At 60.4% G+C, this 23,097-nt stretch carries 23 protein-coding genes; 1 reads left to right on the top strand and 22 read right to left on the bottom strand.

Annotated features, from left to right (window positions below; translation table 11 throughout):
* Window positions 1–109 precede the first annotated feature (109 nt).
* The 3 genes from DW136_RS05285 to DW136_RS05295 all read right to left on the bottom strand — a co-directional run bounded on the left by DW136_RS05285 (window position 110) and on the right by DW136_RS05295 (window position 2,995).
* Window positions 110–1,510, bottom strand: coding sequence for a phosphoglucomutase/phosphomannomutase family protein (locus DW136_RS05285; protein ID WP_233546543.1), 1,401 nt, complete (start codon window positions 1,508–1,510; stop codon window positions 110–112).
* Window positions 1,511–1,668: 158 nt separating this feature from the next.
* Window positions 1,669–2,562 carry a homocysteine S-methyltransferase family protein gene (locus DW136_RS05290; RefSeq protein WP_118289238.1) on the bottom strand — a complete coding sequence of 298 codons (894 nt, stop codon included), beginning with the start codon at window positions 2,560–2,562 and terminating at the stop codon, window positions 1,669–1,671.
* Window positions 2,563–2,572: 10 nt separating this feature from the next.
* Window positions 2,573–2,995 carry a metal-dependent transcriptional regulator gene (locus DW136_RS05295; RefSeq protein ID WP_089573098.1) on the bottom strand — a complete coding sequence of 141 codons (423 nt, stop codon included), beginning with the start codon at window positions 2,993–2,995 and terminating at the stop codon, window positions 2,573–2,575.
* A gap of 120 nt (window positions 2,996–3,115) precedes the next feature.
* On the opposite strand from DW136_RS05295, the gene pepT reads away from it, so the two are divergent.
* The gene (pepT, locus tag DW136_RS05300) at window positions 3,116–4,363 is read left to right on the top strand and encodes a peptidase T (RefSeq protein ID WP_118289239.1); all 1,248 of its coding nucleotides are present in this window, start codon (window positions 3,116–3,118) and stop codon (window positions 4,361–4,363) included.
* A gap of 411 nt (window positions 4,364–4,774) precedes the next feature.
* Here the strand turns inward: pepT and DW136_RS05305 are convergent, their stop codons facing one another.
* From DW136_RS05305 to DW136_RS05395, 19 genes are all read right to left on the bottom strand, one after another.
* Window positions 4,775–6,010 (bottom strand): LCP family protein, encoded by a 1,236-nt coding sequence (locus DW136_RS05305; RefSeq protein WP_117582996.1) that lies wholly within the window; start codon window positions 6,008–6,010, stop codon window positions 4,775–4,777.
* Between the two features lie 12 nt (window positions 6,011–6,022).
* Window positions 6,023–7,306 carry a UDP-N-acetylglucosamine 1-carboxyvinyltransferase gene (gene murA, locus DW136_RS05310; protein ID WP_117817046.1) on the bottom strand — a complete coding sequence of 428 codons (1,284 nt, stop codon included), beginning with the start codon at window positions 7,304–7,306 and terminating at the stop codon, window positions 6,023–6,025.
* Between the two features lie 88 nt (window positions 7,307–7,394).
* Window positions 7,395–7,787 carry an ATP synthase F1 subunit epsilon gene (atpC, locus tag DW136_RS05315; protein WP_006235718.1) on the bottom strand — a complete coding sequence of 131 codons (393 nt, stop codon included), beginning with the start codon at window positions 7,785–7,787 and terminating at the stop codon, window positions 7,395–7,397.
* Between the two features lie 3 nt (window positions 7,788–7,790).
* Complete coding sequence (gene atpD, locus DW136_RS05320) at window positions 7,791–9,245, bottom strand: F0F1 ATP synthase subunit beta (RefSeq protein WP_006235717.1); 1,455 nt, start codon at window positions 9,243–9,245, stop codon at window positions 7,791–7,793.
* Window positions 9,245–10,153 (bottom strand): ATP synthase F1 subunit gamma, encoded by a 909-nt coding sequence (gene atpG, locus DW136_RS05325; protein ID WP_118289240.1) that lies wholly within the window; start codon window positions 10,151–10,153, stop codon window positions 9,245–9,247. Before atpG ends, atpD begins: the two co-directional genes overlap by 1 nt.
* Window positions 10,154–10,158: 5 nt before the next feature.
* Window positions 10,159–11,757, bottom strand: a complete 1,599-nt coding sequence (gene atpA, locus DW136_RS05330) for a F0F1 ATP synthase subunit alpha (RefSeq protein WP_118289241.1) — start codon at window positions 11,755–11,757, stop codon at window positions 10,159–10,161.
* Entirely contained in the window at window positions 11,757–12,233 is a 477-nt protein-coding gene (locus DW136_RS05335; protein WP_006235713.1) for a FoF1 ATP synthase subunit delta, read from the bottom strand. Before DW136_RS05335 ends, atpA begins: the two co-directional genes overlap by 1 nt.
* A complete protein-coding gene (gene atpF, locus DW136_RS05340; protein WP_117758464.1) occupies window positions 12,223–12,825 on the bottom strand; it encodes a F0F1 ATP synthase subunit B in 603 nt (200 codons plus the stop codon). Before atpF ends, DW136_RS05335 begins: the two co-directional genes overlap by 11 nt.
* A gap of 15 nt (window positions 12,826–12,840) precedes the next feature.
* Window positions 12,841–13,035: an ATP synthase subunit C gene (locus DW136_RS05345; RefSeq protein WP_022094262.1), complete on the bottom strand. Its 195-nt coding sequence runs from the start codon at window positions 13,033–13,035 to the stop codon at window positions 12,841–12,843.
* Window positions 13,036–13,161: 126 nt separating this feature from the next.
* On the bottom strand, window positions 13,162–13,965 hold the full coding sequence (atpB, locus tag DW136_RS05350; RefSeq protein ID WP_022094263.1) for a F0F1 ATP synthase subunit A: 804 nt from the start codon (window positions 13,963–13,965) through the stop codon (window positions 13,162–13,164).
* Between the two features lie 3 nt (window positions 13,966–13,968).
* Window positions 13,969–14,280: a hypothetical protein gene (locus DW136_RS05355; protein ID WP_118289242.1), complete on the bottom strand. Its 312-nt coding sequence runs from the start codon at window positions 14,278–14,280 to the stop codon at window positions 13,969–13,971.
* A 280-nt stretch (window positions 14,281–14,560) separates the two neighbouring features.
* The gene (gene upp / locus DW136_RS05360) at window positions 14,561–15,208 is read right to left on the bottom strand and encodes a uracil phosphoribosyltransferase (protein WP_118289243.1); all 648 of its coding nucleotides are present in this window, start codon (window positions 15,206–15,208) and stop codon (window positions 14,561–14,563) included.
* Between the two features lie 122 nt (window positions 15,209–15,330).
* Complete coding sequence (glpK, locus tag DW136_RS05365) at window positions 15,331–16,872, bottom strand: glycerol kinase GlpK (protein WP_089573103.1); 1,542 nt, start codon at window positions 16,870–16,872, stop codon at window positions 15,331–15,333.
* 13 nt (window positions 16,873–16,885) lie between these two features.
* On the bottom strand, window positions 16,886–17,629 hold the full coding sequence (locus DW136_RS05370) for an L-threonylcarbamoyladenylate synthase (protein ID WP_089573104.1): 744 nt from the start codon (window positions 17,627–17,629) through the stop codon (window positions 16,886–16,888).
* 134 nt (window positions 17,630–17,763) lie between these two features.
* Window positions 17,764–18,255: a type II toxin-antitoxin system HicB family antitoxin gene (locus DW136_RS05375; protein WP_147351643.1), complete on the bottom strand. Its 492-nt coding sequence runs from the start codon at window positions 18,253–18,255 to the stop codon at window positions 17,764–17,766.
* The gene (locus DW136_RS10265) at window positions 18,225–18,407 is read right to left on the bottom strand and encodes a type II toxin-antitoxin system HicA family toxin (protein WP_117641020.1); all 183 of its coding nucleotides are present in this window, start codon (window positions 18,405–18,407) and stop codon (window positions 18,225–18,227) included. Before DW136_RS10265 ends, DW136_RS05375 begins: the two co-directional genes overlap by 31 nt.
* Before the next feature lie 67 nt (window positions 18,408–18,474).
* Window positions 18,475–19,737, bottom strand: a complete 1,263-nt coding sequence (locus tag DW136_RS05385; protein WP_117641021.1) for a HemK/PrmC family methyltransferase — start codon at window positions 19,735–19,737, stop codon at window positions 18,475–18,477.
* A gap of 589 nt (window positions 19,738–20,326) precedes the next feature.
* Window positions 20,327–21,394 carry a peptide chain release factor 1 gene (gene prfA, locus DW136_RS05390; protein ID WP_055252487.1) on the bottom strand — a complete coding sequence of 356 codons (1,068 nt, stop codon included), beginning with the start codon at window positions 21,392–21,394 and terminating at the stop codon, window positions 20,327–20,329.
* Window positions 21,395–21,625: 231 nt separating this feature from the next.
* Window positions 21,626–23,041 carry a M20/M25/M40 family metallo-hydrolase gene (locus DW136_RS05395; RefSeq protein ID WP_117582990.1) on the bottom strand — a complete coding sequence of 472 codons (1,416 nt, stop codon included), beginning with the start codon at window positions 23,039–23,041 and terminating at the stop codon, window positions 21,626–21,628.
* Window positions 23,042–23,097: the final 56 nt, after the last annotated feature.

A 23,097-nucleotide genomic window follows, 5' to 3' on the forward strand; every position in this document is an offset into this window, starting at 1 on the left:
GCGGGAATCTGGGCGTACACATTTCCTACACAGTTTGGAATCCGACCAACGTTTGCCAGCCGTTAACTACCGCTCGCCGAGCATCTCTTTATATAAGGCAGTCTCATGGTTAAAGCGGATACGTCCCCCTAGCTAAAGCACAGCCAGCATCGAGCAACTCATCACGTTCTTCCACCGAGAACCCCTCGGCGTAGACGCGCACCACTGGTTCGGTCCCGCTAGGACGGACCAGCAGCCACGTATCATCCTCGAATGACAGACGCAAGCCGTCCATATGACTAACGTTTTGCGGCACCTTGCCACAAATCGACTTGGGGTTTACGCCCGGCAGCAGGGTTCGTAACGTTTCGGCATCTTCGGCCTCAAGGCGCAAATCGCGTCGACCGTAACTCGTCTTACCAAAACTGTCCTCGAGTTGGTCGACCAGAACGCCCAAAGGCGCGTCCGTCTTTGCCATAAGCTCACACAGAATCAGACAGGCGAGGATTCCATCGCGCTCGGGCATATGCGCGGCGATGCCGATACCACCGGCTTCTTCGCCGCCCATGAGGACGCCGCCCTTCTTCATCTCCGCCGCTATATATTTGAAACCGACTGGTTTGACGGTCATGCGGCAGCCAAGCGCCTCGGCAATGCGACGCACGAGCGTCGAGCATGAAAGATTGACGACGACGCGCCCCTCCAAATTACGAAATTGAACCAAGTCGCCTAAAACGAGCGCCATGATCTGATGCGGATGTATATATCTGCCGCGCTCGTCAACCGCGCCGATACGGTCGGCGTCGCCGTCGGTCACCAGGCCAGCGCAAGCTCCGTCCTCGATAACCGTATGCTCGCAAGCGTCCACCCACGGCTCAACGGGGTCGGGGCAGATATCTTCTTGATCAGACGCCTGCCCGGCGTGAATCTCGTGCACCTCAACGCCAAGCTCGCGCAGCAAGTCGGCTAGATAGCCCTGGGCTGCGCCGCCCATGGGGTCGACAACCACGCGCAAGTGCGCGGCGCGGATGGCTTCGGCATCGACAAACGATGCCACCGCTTGCATATAGTCAGGAATGATATCCGCGGTGCGATATTGCCCCTCGATCCCCATTGGCTCGGGAGCCATGGTCTCTTCGAGCTCTTCGATGACATCCTGGTTGGCGGTCGAGCCGTCACCCATGCGAATCTTGAGGCACAGATAACCCTGCGGATGATGGGACCCCGTCACCATGAGCGCGCCGCACGCCTCACCGTCATAAGCCGCCGCCCACGTAAGGGCAGGGGTCGGAACAGGTCGCGAAGCGAGCACGGCGTCTAGCCCGTGCGCTGCTAGCACGCCCGCCGCAAGCTCAGCGAACTCGCGCGCCAGGGGCCGGGTGTCGAACCCTATATATACCGTTTTGCCCGGATTGGTCTTTTGCCACAACTCGCCGACGGCATCGGCGATACGGGCAACGTTATCGGCAGTGAAGTCCTCATCGACGCGAGCGCGCCAACCGTCAGTTCCAAAATGAATTATCGCGCACACGCGCAGACACCTCACAGTGTTTGGATCATGGTACGCATGGGGTATACCCGCAACATGCACTCGGCAACCTGCCGGCACCAGCATTCACCATTTGGGCAAATGCTGCCGAGGACATGCAGGCAATAAAAAAACCGCCCCGTATGGAGCGGTTTTGCCCTTTATATATCGAGCGCCTCGGCCATCGCTGCCGTAGTGATTGCCGTGGTTCCACAGCAACTGCCCACCATTGCGGCACCGGCATGTCTCCATTCGATGCATGCGCGCGCGAAAGCTTCGGGGTTCTCGTGCCATACGGGGCCATCCTGAGTCTGGACCGGATCGCCCACGTTAGGACGCACCGTGACGGGAGTAGTCGCCGATGCAACCATCCTGGGCACCGCCGCGTTCGCGGCCGCAAGCGAACAACAATTAACACCAACCGAGTTTGCGCCGTGTTTTTCGGCGTACAAAACGGCTGCCTCGATGTTGAGGCCATCGCCTAACAGGTCGCCTTTGTCATCAACGACAAAACTCACCAGGACAGGCATGCCGCCAGCGGCATCTCGAGCGCCGGCAAGCATGGGCTGCAAATTACGGATAGACGTCACCGTCTCGATCAGCAGACCGTCAACACCAGCATTGAGCAAGGCGTGCGCCTGTTCGCGCGCAATGCCTCGGATCTCACGAAACTCGGCAGAGTCTTCGGCAAACCACTCAATACCGATCGGACCCATCGAGCCCAGCAGCAGCTGAGGGTGCGCCTGGCGGGCATCGTCGACGGCCCCGCGATTGACCTCCGCCACGGACGGCGCAATCTGGTCGTGCTTGAGGGCATAGCTTGATGCCTGAAAGGTATTGGTAATGAGTACCTGCGCGCCGGCGGCGACATACAAGCGATGGATACGAGAAACGGTCTGCGGCTCTGCCAGATTCCAAAACGCCGGTGGAATATCGGCGGCATCGTACTCACTCAACAGAACACTGCCCATGGGACCCTGCGCCAACAAGGTCTCGCTCGACAAGCGGCGCGTAAGTTCCTCGGCACCAAAGCGATTGTAATAACTCGTATCCATATATATCCCGCTATTCCTCGACGCTGATTCCCTGCTTTTCGAGATAGGCGAGCCAGCGGTTCATCGTGTCCTCGGATAGCGCATGCTCCATCATGCAGGCCTCGGAATCGGCTCGCTCAAATTCGACACCGAGCTCCTGAACCAAAAACGTGCGGACGAGGCGATGACGGTACCAGATAGCCGTGCCAACCTCGCGGCCGCGATCGGTCAGGACTACCTTGCCGTAGTGCGATTGCTCGACAAGCTCGGATGCCTTGAGCGCCGAAACCGCTTTATTGACCGATGCCTTGGAGACGCCAAGGCGCTGCGCGATGTCGACCGATCGCACGCCGTTGGTTTCCCCCTCTTCGCTTTCAATGCGAACCATGCACTCCAAGTAGTCTTCGTTCGCCACCGTCAGATGTAGTTCGCGCGAGCTATTTGTCGTATCCATGATCTTCCGTCCCTTCTGCATTCAATGGCTGATTCTACCCCATCCAAGCGTCGCGGTATGCCGTGGCATACCGTGCTAGAGTTCTTGTTGCACACGACGACCAAGATTGGAGCGGTCTTTATGGAAAACACCACCACGAACCCCGATGTCCTCGAGCGCTTTTTGCGCTACGTCCAGATCAACACGCAGTCCGAGGATGCAAACTGCGACCAGGTACCCTCGAGCGCCGTTCAGTTTGACCTTGCCAACGTGCTGGCTGAAGAGCTGCGCGAGCTTGGTGCGGAAGATGCCCACGTGACCGAGCACGCCTATGTCTGCGCGCATATCCCCGCAAGTGTGGGCGCTGAGGACAAGCCCGCCCTGGGCCTGATCGCCCATCTCGACACCACCGAAGTTGCACCGGGCGCCGGCGTGAAGCCGCACATCGTACACTACGAAGGCGGCGACCTGGTCTGCGGCACGGTTGACGGTAAGCCCGTTGCCATGAGTACCGCCAAGCTTCCCGCCCTGAACGACCTCGCGGGTGAGGACCTGGTCTGCAGCGATGGCACCACGCTGCTGGGCGCGGACGACAAGGCAGGCGTCGCCGAGATCATGTCGCTTGTCGCGCGTATCGCTCAGGACCCTTCTCTGCCCCATCCCGCACTCGGCATTTGCTTCTGCCCTGACGAGGAGATCGGTCACGGAGCCGAGCTGTTGGATATCGATACCTTTGGCTGCAAGTACGCCTACACGGTCGACGGCGGCCCCATCGGCGAGCTGGAGTGGGAGTGCTTTAACGCCGCCGAGGCGACCATCCGCTTTGAGGGCCAGTCCATCCACCCGGGCGACGCCAAGGGCCGTATGGTCAACGCAGGCAATCTGTTCTGCGACTTCAACGCGTTGCTCCCCTACGTGCAGCGCCCGGAGTATACGGAAGGCTACGAGGGCTTTTATCACCTTGAGGGTGTATCTGCGACCGTCGATCACGCCACGGCGCGCTATATCGTCCGCGACCATGACGCCGCCAAGTTCCAGCAGAAACTCGACCTTATTGATGCCGCCGCCTCGATGCTCAACCAGCGTCTGGGTGAGGAGCGCGTAACGGTCGAGATTAAGCAGCAGTATCGAAATATGGCCGAAATCGTTCGTGACTATCCCGAGCTTATTGATGTTGCCAAGGAAGCCTACCTTGCCTGCGGCGTTGAGCCCCAAGTGCTGCCGATTCGCGGCGGCACCGACGGCGCGCAGCTGTCGTTCCGCGGTCTGCCCTGCCCCAACCTTTCCACCGGCGGCTATTGCTATCACGGCGTCAACGAGTTCGTCCCGGTCAGTTCGCTCGTCAAGATGACCGATGTCCTCCAGGAACTAGTCGCCCGCTTCGCATAAGCCTGGCTGCATAAGCCCAAAAGACGAATCGCCCCGTCCTCAACCGAGAACGGGGCGATTATTTATGGTGCACTGAAGACAGGTAGATGTGCGCCAGCCTCTTGGCACAAGGAGTGTCCCAAACTGCCGGCACAAAAGGAACGTCCCCAAGTGCCAAGTGCATCAAGAGTGTCCCCTTTGACCAGTCGTTTAAGAACGTCCCCAATGACAACGGGGCGGTTTTGGTGCAAGGGGAGTAGTTAGCACCGCAGGTTGAGCCAACGTCAGCGAGCGACGTCCAAGGCGAACAAGTTGGCATGAAAAAGGCAGGGCATTGACCTTCTGGTCATGCCCTGCCTTTTGAATGACAAATTGTCGCCTTGGGCGGCGCGCAGCGTCGAGCCGTTACGGCGTTTGGTAAAACGCCGTAACTTAGTAGTTGGCCTCGTAACCGTTGCCGTCGCCGGTGGGCTCTTCGTAGTAGTCCGAATCGCTCGAATCGCTTGAGTCATCGGAATCGTCAGAGCTGACCGATGAGGTTGCGGTACCGTTTGCGTAGTCGTCAGACGTGTTGTTGTTCAGGTCACCGATCGTAGAGCTGGAGCCGTCGGAAAGACCCATGGTGTTGGGACCCTTGGGATCCTTGCCGGCATCGACGCGCTCCATCATTTCCTTGAGCTCGTCCTCGTAGACAAAGACATAGCTCACGCCGTCGATCATGGTGCTGTCGTCGGCGTACGAGGGCAGGTTGGCCGAGTAGATACCGTCGACATCCATACCGCGCATGGCATTGACCGTAGCCACGATATCCTGAACGCTCATATCGGTTACGAGCATATCGGACAGCGAATTAACCAGGCCAAAGATCTTCGTGGCATCGAAGTTATTGAGAATCTGGTTGGCAAGGGCGCCAAGCACCTGACGCTGGTGGCGCATGCGCGTGTAATCGCCGTCGGCATAGGTGTAGCGGCAGCGGGCATAGGTAAGGGCGGTGGCACCGTCCATATGCTGCTGGCCAGCGGTAATCTTAATATCCAGGTGCTCGGGGTCGTCAACATCATCGGTTGCGTTAATGTCGATACCGCCAACCGAATCAATCAGCGCCTGCATACCGTCGAAGCTGACCTCGGCATAGTGGGAAATCTGAACACCGCACAGCTCGTTGACCGCCTCGACCATGGCCTCGGCGCCGCCAACGGTATGGCAGGCGTTGATCTTCATGGTCTCGCCCTTGTACACGACCTTGGTGTCGCGCGGAACGGAAATGAGCGTCGCCTGCTTTTGCGTGGGGTCGATGCGTGCCAGGATAATCGAGTCGGCACGATACGTATCCTCGCCCGGACGGCCGTCGGTGCCAAGAAGCAGCACGTAGAACGGATCCTTTGCTTCATCGGTGTCAACCAGAACCCGACGCAGATTGTCGGTAATGACATTAGAATCGCCGAGCTTGCCCATAATGGTGGCAAACCACAGGCCGGCAGCGGTAGTGGCGCTCAGTAGCACGCCAAGCACGACAATGAGCGCGACGTGGCGAATCGTGTGGCTACGACGACGTTGGCGAGCTCGCTCGGAATAACGAGCCACGTTATCGCGACTGTAGATCTTGGCCTGCGCACCAGTTGAGGGTCTTCGGGTGGTGGTATCCGCGAGGGGCTTTTTATTAAACATAGGCAACCTGTATTAGTAGATGACGGGATCGGGGACGGTAGCATGCTCGACATGCGCGCCAAGCGCCTGCAGCTTTTCGACAAACTGCTCGTAGCCGCGCTTGATGTGATGGATAGCCGAAACCTCGGTCGTCCCGTCGGCGATCAACCCCGCTACGACGAGGGCCGCTCCGCCACGCAGATCGGGCGAGGTAACCTGTGCACCCGAGAAGCCCTTGACGCCATGAATCATGGCATGATGGCTCTCGATACGAATGTCGGCACCCATGCGCACCAGCTCAGAGGCAAACATAAAGCGATTCTCGAAGATGTTTTCGGTAATAACGGAACTGCCGTCGGCGAGGGCGGAGAGTACCATAATTTGTGCCTGCATGTCGGTCGGGAAGCCGGGGAACGGAAGCGTCTGGATGTCGACCGGCTTGATGCGCTCGGCACGGTTCACATGGACGCCATCCTCGACGCGCTCGCAGTCGATACCCATGAGCTCCATCTTCTTGAGCACCATGCCCAAGTGAATGGGACAAAAGCCCGTGACATCGACACCGCGATCGTCGGCCATCAACGCACCGGCAACGATAAAGGTACCGGCCTCGATGCGGTCGCCCACCACGCGATGGGTAACGGGATGGAGCTCTTCCACGCCTTCGATAGTCACGACAGGCGTACCGGCGCCGACAATCTTGGCGCCCATCTCGTTGAGCATGTTGGCGAGATCGACGATCTCGGGCTCGCGGGCGGCATTGTCGATAACCGTGGTGCCCTGTGCGCGCACAGAGGCCATGATGAGGTTCTCGGTCGCACCGACGCTGGCAAACTCGAGCGTGACGGTGGTGCCGCGCAGGCCCTGAGGCGCGCTAGCGTTGATGTAGCCGTGGGCGGTATCAAACTCTACGCCCAGGGCCTCGAGACCCAGAATGTGCATATCGATCTTGCGAGCACCCAGGTTGCAGCCGCCCGGCATGGCAATCTTGGCGCGATGGAAGCGACCCAGCAGGGGTCCCATGACGGCGGTGGAAGCACGCATCTTGGCAACGAGCTCGTAGGGGGCCTCCCAAGAATCGACCTGAGAGGTATCAATCTCGAGCGTGTGCTCGTCGAGAACATCGATCGTAGCGCCCATGCCCTTGAGCACCTTGCCCATCACGTGGACATCGGAAATATCGGGCACGTTCTGCAGCGTCGTCTTGCCCGGCGCCAGAAGCGTTGCCGCCATGAGTTTGAGCGCGGAGTTCTTGGCACCCGAGACGGGCACAGAGCCTCCGATGGCGTGGCCACCCTCAACGCGGATAATATCCAAGGTCTACCCTTTCAAAAAGCATGCCCGGGGTGGCTGGGCCATCCCGGGCATGATGTGTTCGCAAATGGTCGAACGTTAAATCGTTTGACTATTGGGCAAGCTTGAGCTTACACCATGCGATTTCATTATAGAGGTAGGCGCGGCGTGCATCATCCTCCGACAAATTACCCAGCTTCTCTTCAAAACCTTGAATATCAGCTTTAAGCTTGTCGGCATCGACGGTCGCCAGATCGCAAGCGCGCTCGGCGAGAACGGTCACGACATCGTCCGCAACCTGGGCATAGCCGCCGGCCACGGCAAACGTGTGGTCGACAGTGCCCATGGCCTTATCGGAAACGCGAACGTAACCGCGGTCGATCGTGCAGATCTCGCTGGAGTGAGCAGGCAGGACGCCAAACTCGCCATCCGTGGACGGAATCGACACAAACGCAGCGTCGCCCTCATAGGCGCAGCTCACGGGGCACACGATGCGGATACGCATAACCTACTTCTCCCCCATCTTGCGGGCGCGCTCGCGCACGTCCTCAATCGTGGAAGCATAGCGGAATGCCTGCTCGGGCAGGTCATCGGCCTTGCCGTCAACAATCTCGGCGAAGGAGCGGACGGTATCCTCGACGCGGACGTAGACACCGGGGTTGCCGGTGAACTTCTCGGCGACGTGGAAGGACTGGGAAAGGAACTGCTGGATCTTACGGGCACGGTTGACCGTAAGGCGCTGCTCCTCGGACAGCTCGTCCATACCCAGAATGGCGATGATGTCCTGAAGGTCGGAGTACTCCTGCAGGAGCTCCTGGACCTTGACGGCGACACGGTAGTGCTCCTCGCCGACGATCGAGGGATCGAGAGCGTCGGAGGAAGACGCGAGCGGGTCGATAGCCGGGAACAGACCGAGCGACGAAATGCTACGCGAAAGAACCGTAGTGGCGTCCAGGTGCGTAAACGTCGTGGCAGGCGCCGGGTCGGTCAGGTCGTCTGCAGGGACGTAGACAGCCTGGACGGAGGTAATGGAACCCGTCTTGGTCGAGGTAATGCGCTCCTGGAGGTCACCCATCTCGGTAGCCAGCGTAGGCTGGTAACCGACGGCGGACGGCATACGACCCAGCAGAGCGGAAACCTCGGAACCGGCCTGGGAGAAGCGGAAGATGTTGTCGATGAACAGCAGAACGTCCTGGCCGCGATCGCGGAAGTACTCAGCGGTGGTAAGGCCAGCCAGACCGATGCGCAGACGCGCTCCAGGCGGCTCGTTCATCTGACCATAGACCAAGCAGGTCTTGTCGATAACGCCAGACTCGCTCATCTCGAGGAACAGGTCGGTGCCCTCACGAGTACGCTCGCCGACACCGGTGAACACCGAGGTGCCGCCGTGCTCCTGGGCGAGGTTGTTGATGAGCTCCTGAATCAGAACGGTCTTGCCGACGCCGGCGCCGCCGAACAGACCCGTTTTGCCGCCACGGATGTAGGGCTCGAGCAGGTCAACGGCCTTAATGCCGGTTTCGAAGATCTCGGTCTTGGTGGTGAGCTCGTCGAAGCGGGGTGCTGCGTGGTGGATGGGATAGAACTCCTCCACCTCGGGCATGGGCTTGCCGTCGACAGGCTTGCCCATGACGTTCCAAATGCGGCCGAGCGTCTTGGGGCCAACGGGCATCTTCATGGGCTCACCGGTATCGGTGGCGATGAGACCACGCTGCAGACCGTCGGTCGAGGACATGGCGACCGTGCGGACGACGCCGCCCGGAAGCTGGCTCTCAACCTCGAGGATCGTGCTCAGGTGACCGATCGGGGTCTCGGCCTCGACCGTGAGCGCGTTGTAGATCGGGGGCACCGCACCGTCAAACTTGACGTCGACGACAGGGCCGATGATACGCACGATGCGACCATCACCGGCAGTCGTCTTCTTGGTGGCTTCCTCGACCGCAAGCTTTACGGTGTTATTAGCCATTACTGTTCCTCCAATGCTGAGGCTCCGCCGACGATCTCGTTAATCTCGGTCGTGATCGAAGCCTGACGCACGCGACTATACGTGCGGGTAAGGGTCGAGATGATCGCGGTGGCGTTTTCCGTCGCGGAGTGCATGGCCTTGCGGCGTGCACCCTGCTCGGCGGCCGCCGAATCGATCAGGGCCTGGTAGACGACCGTCAAGATATACGACGGTACAAGCTTGCCGAGAACATGCTCGGGAGAGGGCACGAACTCGAACGTGGACGAGATGCGCTTAGGGGCGTCGGTCTCGTTCTTACGCGGACCGTGGGCCATAGCGATCATCTCGGGATCGAGCGGCAGCAAGTGCTCGACGCGAAGCTCCTGATCCACGCGGTTCTTGGCGTGGTGATAGACAAGCTCGACACGGTCAAGCTCACCGGCACGATACGCATCGCAGATATGAGAGGAAATCATGCGAGCCTGATTGAAATCGGGCTCGGAGGAATTGCCCTCAAAGTGCATGACGACGTTTGCGCGGTCGCGGAAATACGTGGCCGGCTTGCGTCCGCACGCAATGATCTCGCACTCGATGCCATCGTTCGCCCAAGAAGCGGCGAGCTTTTCGGCCGTGCGCTCCACCGTCGTATTGAAACCGCCGGCAAGGCCGCGGTCCGAGGCAATAACGACAATCAGGCCATGCTTGACGCTCTCATGCTTCTGCAGCATGGGATCGGTGCCCGAGCAGGAGGCGTCGCCGGCGACCGTCAACATGACGTCGGTCAGCGCCTCCTTATAGGGCTCGGCCTGCTTGGAGCGATCGAGGGCACGACGGATCTTGGCCGTAGAGACCATCTCCATCGTGCGCGTGATCTGCTTGGTCGTGGTAACCGAGGAGATTCGCTTCTTAATGTCGCGAAGGTTGGCCATAGGGCTTAGTTCTCCTCTGATCCAGTCGTATCGGCATGGTGCTTGGCCATGAACTGCTGCTTGAAGTCACCGATGACGCGCAGGAGCTCAGCCTTGGTGTCATCGTCGATCTTCTTGGCGCGAACCTTGTCGAGCAGCGAGCCAAAGCCATTGTCCATGTACTCGATGAGCTCGGCACGGAAAGGCAGCACATCGGCGATCTCCAGGTCGTCCAGGAAGCCCTCGTTGCCGGCAAACAGCGCAACGATCTGCTCGCCAACCTCAAACGGTTTATAACGCGGCTGCTTAAGGAGCTCGGTCATGCGGGCACCATGGGTCAGCTGCTTCTGAGTAGCCTCGTCAAGGTCGGAGCCGAACTGGGTAAAGCCAGCGAGCTCCTGGTACGAAGCGAGGTCCAGACGGAGGTTACCGGCGACCTGCTTCATGGCCTTGGTCTGAGCGTCGCCACCGACGCGGGACACGGAAATGCCCACGTCGACTGCCGGGCGCTGGCCCTGGAAGAAGAGCTCGGACTGCAGGTAGATCTGACCATCGGTAATGGAAATGACGTTGGTCGGAATGTAGGCCGAAACGTCGCCGTCCTGGGTCTCGATGATCGGCAGTGCCGTCATTGAGCCGTAGCCGTTCTTCTTGGACATCTTGACGGCACGCTCGAGCAGACGAGAGTGCAGGTAGAAGATGTCGCCAGGATAGGCCTCGCGTCCGGGCGGACGATGCAGCGTCAGCGACATCTGACGATATGCCACGGCCTGCTTGGACAGGTCGTCGTAGATGACGAGCACGTGACCACCGGGGTTGGTCTCGCTGGCGGGCTTGCCGTCCTCGCCGTTGTACATAAAGAACTCGCCGATAGCGGCACCGGCCATAGGCGCGATGTACTGCATAGGGGCGGAATCGGCAGCGGTGGCCGAAACGATGATGGTGTAGTCGAGCGCACCGTGCTGAGCGAGGGTCTCGCGAATGTTAGCAACCGTGGAGGCCTTCTGGCCGATGGCGACATAGATGCAAACCATGCCCTTGCCGCGCTGATTGAGGATAGCGTCGATGGCAATGGCGGTCTTACCGGTCTTACGGTCGCCGATGATGAGCTCACGCTGACCGCGGCCGATAGGCACCATGGAGTCGATAGCCAACAGGCCGGTCTGAACCGGCTCGCACACCGGGGTACGGTCGATGACACCGGGGGCCTTGAACTCGATGGGGCGACGGTGCGTGGCGACGATGTCACCCAAACCGTCGATAGGCTGGCCGAGCGGATTGACGACGCGGCCGAGCATGGCGCGGCTCACAGGGATATCCATAATGCGGCCAGTGGTGCGGCACTCGTCGCCTTCCTTGATGGCGTCGACGGCACCGAACAGAACGGCGCCGACCTCGTCACGGTCAAGGTTCTGGGCAAGGCCGAAGACGGTCTCACCGGTATCGGAGCTCTTGAACTCCAGAAGCTCGCCTGCCATGGCGCTCTTGAGGCCGGAGACGCGCGCGATGCCGTCGCCTACCTCGTCGACCGTTGAAACCTCATGCGTATCGACCGTCGCGGAGAGGCTCGTGAGCTGCTCCTGCAGTTTCTTGGCGATATCCTGGGCATTGAGGGTTTCGGACATTAGGCTTCACCTCCGTACGAATTAGCAGAGTTTGCGAGGGTCTCCTGCGCGATGCGCAGCTGCGTCTTGACGGAAATGTCACGACGCTCGCCGCGGGCCTCGAGCACCAGGCCGCCCACGATAGACGGGTCGACCTGCTCGATAAGGAATACCTTGCGGCCGAAGTCCTGCTCGCATTTCTTAGTGATGGTTTGACGCAGCTCGTCGTCGAGCGGGATCGCCGTGGTGACGGTCACGCCCACTACATCCTCGTCTTCCTCGGCAACATACTTAAAGGCAGCTGCCACCTTGGGAAGAAGGTCGAGCTGGTCGCGCTTGGACATGGTGTCGAGCACGGCGATGATCTCGGGGCTGGCGCTAGCCAGACGCTCGATCATCTCGAGGTCCTCGAACACATGGTTCTCGGCCTTGGCGGCTTCCAAAAGGGAGCGCGCGTAGGTCTCGAGCACCTTGTCCTGATAGCGGCTAGTCGGCATTCAGGCTACCTGCTTCCTGGATGTAGCGCTCGATGAGCTTCTTCTGCTCGGCCTCGTCGTCGAGTGCCTCGCCCACGATCTTGGTGGCGACGGCAACGGACAGGTCGGCGATAGAGCTCGCGGCACCGGCGTAGATGGACTTGCGCTCGTCCTCGACGGTCGTGTGGGCCTTGGCGATGATCTCCTCGGCCTCCTTGTGAGCAGCCTCGATGATACGGGCGCGCTCGGACTCGGCGTCCTTACGGGCCTCGAGAACGATGTCGGCAGCCTGACGACGGGCGTCGGTAACGATCGAGTCGGACTCAGCGCGCTTGGCGATAGCCTCCTGCTTGGTCTTCTCGGCCTCGTCGAGGCTCTCCTCGATCTTCTTGCCGCGCTCCTCCATGGTTTTCATGATGCCCGGCAGGGCGACCTTGGCCAGCACGATCCAGATGATCAGGAAGGCGATAAGCGCCGGGATGAACTCCGCCATCTTAGGGATGAGGATGTCCGCACCGGCAGCGCCGTCCTCGGCGAACGCGGAAACCGGCATGAGCAGCGCGGCCGCGGACGCGGAGAGTGCGATCGCGCTCTTCTGGGATGAAAGATTCATACTTGACGCTCCGTGCTATTTAACGATCAGCGCGACAACGAAGCCGATCAGAGCCAGAGCCTCGCCGAAGGCGGAGCCCATGATGAAGACGGTGAACACGCGGCCCTGGACCTCAGGCTGACGGGCCATAGCACCCGTAGCACCCAGAGCAGACAGGCCGATAGCAAGACCAGCGCCGATAACACCGAGACCGTAACCGATAACTCCCACGATTCCTCCTTTGTCGTGCGTGTCTTATTTCACGCAGGATAACCTTTTTTATAACTGCCGGGCTCCATGGGTACGGGCACCGGCGGTTTAACGAACTGCCTTACCTTTTAAGGCGCGAACGGAGGTCTACTCCTCCTCCGCGACCTCCTCTGCCTCGGAGACATACACGGCGGTAAGGACCGTGAAGACGTAAGCCTGGATGGCGCCGACCACAAGCTCGATCGCATAGATCAGGATGAGGATGGCAAGCCAGGCCAGCGAAGGCAGAGCGCCGACGGCGTGGGCCGCGGAAACCTGCTGAAGCAGCGGCTGCATGAACATGCTCGCCATGATGGCGAACGAGCCCATGACCACGTGTCCTGCGAACATATTGCAGAACAGACGGACGGCAAGCGTGATGAGGCGCAGGAAGGTCGAAAAAAGCTCGACGACCCACACAAGCACGTTCATCGGGAAGCTCACGCCCTGCGGGGCGAGGCTCTTGATGTAGCCGATCACGCCGTGAGCCTTGCATCCGTAGTAGATGAAGTACACGAAGGCGAAGATGGCGAGCGCGGCGGTGGAGCCGATTGCACCGGTGCCGGGCTTCATTCCCGGGATCAGGCCGATCATGTTATTGATCAGGATGAACAGGAAAAGCGAGCACAGGAACGGGAAGTGCTTCTTCCAGTTCTCACCCACGACGCCCTTGCCGATATCGTTCTCGACGTACTCGATGATGTACTCGAAACCGTTGACGAAGAAGCCCTTGGGAACCAGGGTCTGCTTCTTCTTGAACACGGCCAGGACGATCAGGAGCACGATCGTGGAGACGATCAGCCAAAACGAGTACTGCGTGATGCCGCAGCTCAGATCGCCCACGACAGGGGTGGAGCTGAACTCGCTGACCAGATGATTAATCTCATCAGGCAGCTTTTCAAAAATTTCCACGACTTACCTTTCGACCTCATGAGGATCTCGCAGCGCCTTGGCGACGCGAACCGTGCAGGCGGCCATAAAGGCCACGAAGCCGATCGCCTCGCCCAGGAGGAACATACGAAATGCCTCTCCGAACAACGCAAACACAACCAAGGTAAAGACAAGCAACGCGATCGCCGAGACCGCGAGACTCACCATGCCCCTGAGCATGCCCGCATTCTGTTTATCGTCAAGAACCGGCTTGAGCGTAAAAACAAAGGGAAGGAAGGCAATTGCGCCCGCGATGGCGCCTGCAACGATAGCGAGCAGATCGGCTATCTGAAACACTGGCTTCCTCGCTTTCCTTTTTAACGCCTCACAGCACAGTCCCAGCCAAACATTGGTGACTATTGTACGAGCCAATCGCTAAAGTACAACCGTAAAACAAACGGTTAATACGCACCTGTACGTTTTCTTAAGGCCTTCTTTATGCCGCAGGTACGGTAATACGTTTTTTCGAACCCCTCAGCGCAAAACGTCCGTTAACAGAAGTGCGCGTGGACGACTTTTGCTCGCCCACGCGCACCATTTCTTCGTATTTGTGACCGTAGCCGACAAGGCCCAACGACTAGAGCGTACCGTAGATGCGGTCGCCGGCGTCACCCAGGCCGGGAACGATGTAGGCGGCCTCGTTGAGATGGTCATCGATGGCGCACGTATAAATATGTACGTCGGGGTCCTTTTCGGTCAGTGACTTGAGACCCTCGGGCGCGGCGACGATGCACAGCACGCGGATGTCCTTGACGCCACGCTCGCGCAGATAGCTGATAGCCATCTCGGCCGAGCCGCCCGTGGCGAGCATGGGGTCGACGACCAGGCAGATGCGCTGGTCGATATCCTTGGGCATCTTGCAGTAATACTCATGCGGCTCGTGGGTGACCTCGTCGCGCTCCATGCCGATGTGGCCCACGCGAGCAGAGGGCACCAGGTCGAGGATACCGTCGACCATGCCAAGGCCCGCACGCAGGATAGGCACGATGGCGAGTTTCTTGCCGGCGAGCTGTTTGAACGTGGCGGCAGTGATGGGGGTCTCGACCTCGACGTCTTCCATGGGCAGGTCGCGCATGGCCTCGTAGCCGTCAAAAAGCGCAAGCTCGCGCACGAGCTGGCGGAACTGATTGGTGCCGGTGCTCTTGTCGCGCAAGATCGACAGCTTGTGCTGGACGAGTGGGTGATCGACAAGGGTCACACGGGACGTATCGTAGGTGACGGTCATGGGTTGAAGCCCCTTTCGTTGCGGCCGGAAGATGGCCTTGCTGACAAGGCGCGCAGCAATGTTGCCGCCGCACGCCATGCATTAGTTTAGCGGTTTGTTGTATCGAGCAGCCCATCGCAGCCCTACTGTGAGGTGCTGAGCGAGCGCCTGACTGCATCACGCCAGCCCGCAAGGTTTTGCTCGCGGCGCTCGGCGGACATGTGGGGAAGGAAGGTCCTAACGATCTGGGCATTTTGCTCCAGCTCTTCCAGGTCTTCCCAATAGCCGACGGCAAGACCCGCCAAGTACGCGGCACCGATTGCCGTGGTCTCCACCGTCTCGCATTGCAGCACGGGGATATCCAGCAGGTCGGCCTGGAATTGCATGATGAACTCGTTGCGCGAGGCACCGCCATCGACAGACAGGCGCTCAATCGAAAGCCCCACGTCCTGCTCCATGGCGCGCAGCACGTCGTAGCTCTGATATGCCATGGATTCGCAGGCGGCACGTACGATGGTCGCACGGCTCGAGGCGCCGGTCAGACCGCACACGATACCGCGAGCATGCGGGTCCCACCAGGGAGCACCCAAACCCGCAAAGGCGGGAACGAAGTAGCAGCCCTCGTTGTCGCTAATCGAAGCAGCGAGTTGTGCCGACTCGCTCACGCTCGAGATGATGCCCATGTTGTTGCGAAGCCAGTTCATCGTTGAGCCGGCGGCAAAAATAGAGCCCTCGAGCGCATAGCTGACTTTGCCGTCCGCAGCGATACCGATGGTGGAGACCAGGCCATTCTTGGATTCGACGATCTCGTCGCCGGTGTTCATGAGCATAAAGCAACCCGTGCCATAGGTGTTTTTGGTCTGGCCGGGACGGAAACAGCAGTGGCCGAACAGCGACGCCTGTTGGTCACCCGCCACGCCCATGATGGGCGGCATGTTGGTCATGATGTCGCTCGCGACGCGGCCGTAGTCGCCCGAGCTCCAGCGAACCTCGGGCATCATGGAACGTGGAACGTCAAAGAGTGCCAGCAGGTCGTCGTCCCAATCGAGCGTATGGATATTAAAGAGTGCCGTGCGGCTGGCATTGGTGTAGTCGGTGGCAAAGACCTGGCCGCCGGTGAGGTTGTAGATGAGCCAGGTGTCGATGGTGCCAAACATGAGGTCGCCCGCCGCCGCGCTTTCGCGTGCGCCGTCGACGTTGTCGAGAATCCACTGCACCTTGGAGGCCGAGAAATACGGGTCGAGCGTGAGTCCCGTGCGGGAGCGCACCAGCCCTTCTGCGCCCTGCTCGACAAGCTCGTCGATCAGAGGTGCGGTACGGCGGCACTGCCATACGATAGCGTTATAGATCGGCTGACCGCTCACGCGATCCCAGACCACCGTGGTCTCGCGCTGGTTGGAGATGCCGATGGCGGCAATGCGGTCGGAGTGGATACCGCTCTTAAACTGGACTTCCATCATGACGGCGATCTGGCTAGCAAGGACCGCCATGGGGTCTTGCTCCACCCAGCCGGGACGCGGAAAGCTGGTTTTGACGCTGCGACGTGCCTGCGCGACGATGCAGCCGTACTCGTCGACGATGGTCGCAAGTACCGAGGTGGTGCCGCAGTCGAGCGCCATGATGTAGGAACCGCCAAAGTCAAACGAGGCATCTTCCATGCCCAGGCTGCCCAGATTCAACGACATCGCTTAAACCTTTCTATTGCATCGGGTCGGACAGGACCCGTTCGATCTCTGATGCGGGAAGTGCGCCTTGGCGCAGGATCTGGAGCTCGCCGTGCTGAAACGACACGATGGTCGAGGCGTCGCGACACGGGGTCTCACCGGCGTCGACGGCAACATCGACCCCCTCCAGGATGCGACCCTCCACCGTGATAAAACTTGCCGGCGCGGGCGCGCCATGCGTGTTGGCGCTGGTGCAGGCAAGGGGGCTGCCACAGGCGCGAATGAGCGCCTGCACCACGGGCGAGGCCGAAGCGCGAAGTGCCACCGTGTCGTCGGCAGCGCGCATAAAGGTCGGCACGCAGGGAGCTGCCTTGACCACGATAGTCAGGGCTCCCGGCCAGCATCGTCGCGCGAGTATGCGGGCATCTTCCGGGATATCCACGCCATAGCGGTCGAGTGCTTCGACGCCATCGACCAGCCAAGCGACGGTTTGCGTGAGTTCACGTTGCTTGAGAGTGAAGATACGGCGATAGCCGGTGCCGAGCGCAGGAACTGCGGCGCCATTGACGGCAGCCTGCGGATCGCGCGGCCACGATGGGAATTCGCTTGTATCTTGGGGCACGGCGTCCGAGAAGGCGTTGACTGCCACGGCGACACCGTAGACGGTCTCGGTCGGGATCAAAGCCAGGCCGCCGCGGCCGAGCACCTCGGCCGTGCGCTCGACGGCAAGCCGATGCGGCTCGCGCGTTCCCTCGTATACCCGATAGACCGTCTGCATGTGTATGCCAGCCCCTTACGCTCTGGTGCAAGTTTGTTTACTGTGGGGCATTCTCGCACGAAACGTTCAACCTATTTGCCCAGAGCGCATGTTGGTTTGGTGAGCGGCTCTAGTAGTCGGTGAAAGTGAGGGGGTTATTGGACTGCGACGAACTTCTTTGGCCTGCCGGCGTGACGTTCTTGGGCGGCGTAACGCTCGATACTGTCTATCGTTATCATCCGACGGCCGTCGACGAGTTCAACATCGAGTTTGCCGGCTTTGACCAGCGCGGTAATCCGCGGAGCGGAGACTATGAGGTCCAGCGCTGCGTCTTTAAATGTTCGGCACGCCGCTTCCCGAGCGTCCTCGTGGTCGATTTCGACTGAAAGGGCCACGACCTCGGCCGAGCGTTCGTACCCTGCCGGAGTCAAACCGTTGTTGAGGTCGTCGGCCAAAAACGCCATCAGTGCCTCGGTGGCATGGGCAATCGCTTCTTCGCGCGTATCGCCATCGGCAAAGGCGCCGGGAATCTGCGGGAAGCTGGCGCAGTAACCGTCGTCTTCTTTTATGAGAACGCAGTCATAGGTAAATCGCTGCCTCATTTTGCCTCCAACTATCATCCAGCTTGGCGACGAATACTTGACCACGTGCCCTTCTTTGGTCGATCACCACCAGAGCCGTTCACGGTGACAACACGGTCACCAGAAACATACTTAGCATGACTACCGACTTGCGCGACCTTCACGAATCCATCGTGCTTGAGTAGGGCAATGATTTCCCGAAAGGCAGGGGGTTGCATGGGCCGACCTCTTTCAGCCGTCCTAATTATAAACTACTTTATAATTTTGCTAACCAGTTAATAAATATTACTGGCGCTGTTTGGGCTCGGCGACGATGGCTCGAACGATGCGGGGGCGATCGGTGAGATCGCGGACGATGCGCACATCCGAAAGGCCCGCCTGGCGGCAGAGTTCGGCGGCAGCGTCGAGGGCACCCTCGTAGAGCTCGCAGGCAAAGAGTCCGCCGGCACGCAGCATATAGGGTGCCGCATTGAGCAGGCGGCGGAAGATGTCCAGGCCATCGGCACCGCCCTCGAGCGCCAAATCGGGCTCGAAGTCCTTTACCTCGTGCGGCAGCGAGCGCATAACGTCGGTCGGGATGTAAGGCGGGTTGGAGACGAGCACGTCGAAGGTGCCCCACTCGTCGTGGGGAATGGAACTCACCAGGTTGGTGAGGCTAAAGGCGACGTCGTCGGACGTGAGACCAAGCGCATCGCGGTTTTTGGTAGCAAGGTCGATGGCGCGCGGCTCGATATCGGTAGCAGTGCAGGTGACGTGGCCGCGGCGCTCCCAGGCAAGGGAGAGCGAGATGCAGCCCGTGCCGCAGCCGACCTCGAGAACGCGGGCGATGCGGGGCTCGGCTGGGGTAGGCGTGACGGCATCGTCCGCGGCATCTTGCGCGGGAGTCGTCTGTTGGTCGTTGCCCTCAATGGCGATGCCGTATTCGTCGAGCTCGGGCTCGGGGGTTTCCATGGCCTCTACTTCTGCCGCCTGCACGGCGGCTTCCTCGGCCTCGCGATCGGCAAGCTCCTCGGCATAGGCGCGGCTGCCGAGCACGTCGCCACCCAGCGCAGCCTCATCTGCGGCCGTCAGGTTGGCGGCACGGCGCTCGGCGGTCGCGCGTTCGTCGGCCAGCGCCGCCTCGGCTTTGCGGGCCTGCTCGACCTCATCGTTCCAGGGCAGCTCCACGCGCTGGCGGACGGCGGCCTCGGGGCTCAGCACCTCGGTATCCAGATAGTTCAGGACTTCTTCGACGAGCATCTCGGTCTCGGGGCGCGGGATGAGCACGCCGGGGGCGCACGCGACGTCGATCATGCGAAACTGCGTGCTGCCCGTGATGTATTGCAGCGGCTCGCCCTTAGCGCGACGGACAACGGCCGCGTGCATGGTCTCGAGCTGGGCCGCGTTAAGCGTCTCGTCCATACGCATATATAGGTCAATGCGCGCCAGGCCCGTGGCGGCGCACAGCAGCCACTCGGCAGAAAGACGGGGGTGCTCCTCGCCGCGCTCGGCCAGGTACTCCTTGGTCCACTCGAGACAACGCTTGATGGTCCAGATCTCGTTTGCCATGGGGCCCTCCCCTCTTAAGCGCCGGGCGGCGCGCGAATGTCGGAGCAGATTGTAAGCGAGGCCAGCGCTTGGCAAGGGACGATTGAAGGCGATTATCGAGAATCAGCCCAGAATTTTGCACCGGGCTCGCTCAAAGTGTTCATTCGCCGACGTCTAGATTTGCATTCGTCAAGCTTTTGGCAAGGTTGCCCCAAAACTGACCAATATCTAACCAAGAACTTGCCAAATCACTTGACGCGCGACGCACCAAAAATCGCCCCGCGACTTCTTGAACGATATTTTGAGCAATATTTTCGATAGCGGACTTATGCCGTCAATTACCTTAAGCAGGTAAGCAGCTCAAATGCCATAACAGCCGACTGAATAACATCTCAAAGCAATGTCCCCAATGACTCCCTACGGATCATTTGACAACCAAGGAAACGCCGATGTTTTGGCAATGCCAGCGAGCGACGTCCAGAGCGAACAAGTTGGCATGAAAAAGGCAAGGCATAGACCTTCTGGTCATGCCTTGCCTTTTGAATGACAAATTGTCGCTCTGGACGGCGCGCAGCGTCGGCTGGTCCGCCGTTCGGTAGAACGGCGGAACTTAGACTGCCTGTGCCAGCTTCTCGGCTCGCTCGGCGGCGGCGAGTGCCTCGATGACCGTGCCGAGCTGGTCGCCCAGGAGGACGCCGTTGTAGGTGGAATTGAAGCCGATGCGGTGATCGGTCACGCGGTCCTGGGGCTGGTTGTAGGTGCGGATCTTCTCGGAACGGTTGCCGTGGCCGATCTGGCTCTGGCGCTCGGCACCGAGCTCTGCCTGCTGCTTCTCGAGCTCCATCTCGTACAGGCGGGCGCGCAGCATCTGCATGCAGACCTCGCGGTTCTGGATCTGGGAGCGCTGTTCCTGCGACTGCACCACGGTGTTGGTGGGAAGGTGGGTGATGCGCACGGCGGAATAAGTGGTGTTAACGCACTGACCGCCAGGGCCGGAGGCGCAGTAGGTGTCGATGCGCAGGTCGGACTGGTTGATCTGGACGTCGATCTCCTCGGCCTCGGGAAGCACGGCGACAGTTGCCGTGGAGGTCTGGATACGGCCCTGGGACTCGGTCTTGGGAACGCGCTGGACGCGGTGCACGCCGGACTCGAACTTCATGACGGAGTAGACGCGGTCGCCCTCGACCTTGAACTCAATGGACTTAAAGCCGCCGGCCTCGCTGGGGCTGGAGTCGAGCACGGTGGTCTTCCAGCCGCGCGACTCGCAGAAGCGCTGATACATCTTGTACAGGTCGCCGGCGAAGATGGCCGCCTCGTCGCCACCGGCGGCGGAGCGAATCTCGACGATGGTGTTCTTGTCGTCGTTGGGGTCGCTCGGGATGAGCATGTACTTGATGTCTTCCTCGAGCTGGGGAAGCTTGGCCTCGTTTTCGGAGATGTCCATCTGGAGCATCTCCTTCTCATCGGCATCGGTAGTATCGTGGAGCATTTCCTTGGCAGCCTCGATGTCATCGAGCGCGCCGATGTACTCGCGCGAGGCAGCGATGAGGTCGGACTGGTGCGCGTACTCCTTGTTGAGACGCGTGAACTCCTTGATATCGGAGGCGACGGCTGGGTCGGAAAGCTTCTTCTCGAGCTCCTCGTAGGCCTTGATGATCTTTTCGAGCTTGTCGCGCATGACGGACTCCTTTTATATGCGTGAAGGTGAAAATCGGCAGAATTGATGGGGCGCGGGGCGCCGCTGCGGGGGTAAAGCCCGGCTAGAACATGTCGATCTTCAGATACATGCGCATCCCTTCGCGTATGGGGGTACATAGTTGCGGTCTAACCCATACATGATAGCGTGCGCAGGCAAACCTGCATACAACCCGCACGGAATCCGACAAAGGGAGAGTCCCTTTGTCGGATTCTAGAGCGTATGGAGCAGGGCGATGAGGAAGCGAACACCCTGGAGGTAGGCGCGGCGGGTGATGCGCTCGTTGGTGCCGTGGACGCCGCGGTCGCACTCGTCATCGTCGACCACAAACGCCGAAAAACGAATGCATTCGGAGCAAATGTGCTGGTAGTTGGCAGCGTCGGTCGCGCCGATCACGGTCGAGGGGACAATCGCCAACGGCTCGGATGATCCGTTTTCCTCCGTCCCCTTTGGATCGCAGAAATAGCGGGCGGCGATGGAGCGAACCGCCTCGAGGCCGGGACCACCGATGCGCGGGGACGGCGAGGGCTCGGAGCTGCCGGGGCCCAGCTCCACTTCGACACGACCGGCAAGGTCCGCCCCGGCAACCGCCTCACGGCAGCGCGCCACAACGTCGGCCACGCTCGTGCCCTCGAGCATGCGGAAGTTAATGTTGGCCCACATATCCTGCGGCATCACGTTGGCGCCGGCGCTGCCTCCCTCGATCTGCGTGGGCGCGCAGGTGGTCGTCACCAGCGGATAGAGCTTCTTGCTGGCGAGGCAATCGCGGACAATGGCGCCCCCGTTGGCGGCAATCTCATCCGCCGTGTAGAGCCCCAGCTCGACAAGCTGCGCGGCAAGCAGATCGGTCACGCGCGTCGGCCACTCGATATCGCAGATTGCGGCGATGGCACGGCTGAGCACCTCGAGCGACGTGCCGCCGTAGGGGTTAGACGAATGCCCGCCCGCGCTCTTCGTCTTGAGCACGATATCGGCATAGCCCTTTTCGGCCAGGTCGGCATGCATAAGCCAGCCCTCGCCCGCGCCGTACTCGGCAGCCGAAACAATACGGTAGTCGCCCTCGTCGATCAGGAACTCGAGCTCAACACCGCGCTCCTCGAGCACGCGGCCGATAGCTCCAGCGCCGTACTGCGTGGTTTCCTCGTCCTGGCCAAAGGCGAGCAACAGCGAACGCTTGTGCTCCCAACCGTGCGCCAATGCATACTCAACCGCCTCGAGAATGCCTGCGACCTGATCCTTCATGTCGATAGCGCCGCGGCCCCAAATGTAGGTGTCGTCCACGTGCCCGCTAAAGGGGGCGTGCGTCCAGTCGGCCTCGGTACCCGGCACCACGGGGACCACGTCCATGTGGCCCATGAGCATAACAGGATTGAGAGCAGGGTCGGAGCCGACAAGCGTCACCAACAGCGAGTGGTCGATAAGCTCGACCTCGCCCGCCGCAAACACGCGCGGCCAGGCCTGCTGCATATAGGCGCGCAGGTCGTCGAAGGGCTGCCAGTCCACCGCCTCGGCATCCATGCTCGAAATGGTCGGAAACGACAGCACGCGGCCCAAGCGCTCGCACGCGCTGACCTCGTCTATATCGGCAAAATCGTCCTCATGCGCAAAGAAGCGCCAAACCTCGGCCATGACATCCTTTCGATTGTGACGACAAAGGCCGCCCCACGGGAGCGGCCCTGCAACGT

Origin of the sequence: Collinsella sp. AM12-1 (assembly GCF_003472325.1) — a bacterium.
Classification (GTDB): domain Bacteria; phylum Actinomycetota; class Coriobacteriia; order Coriobacteriales; family Coriobacteriaceae; genus Collinsella.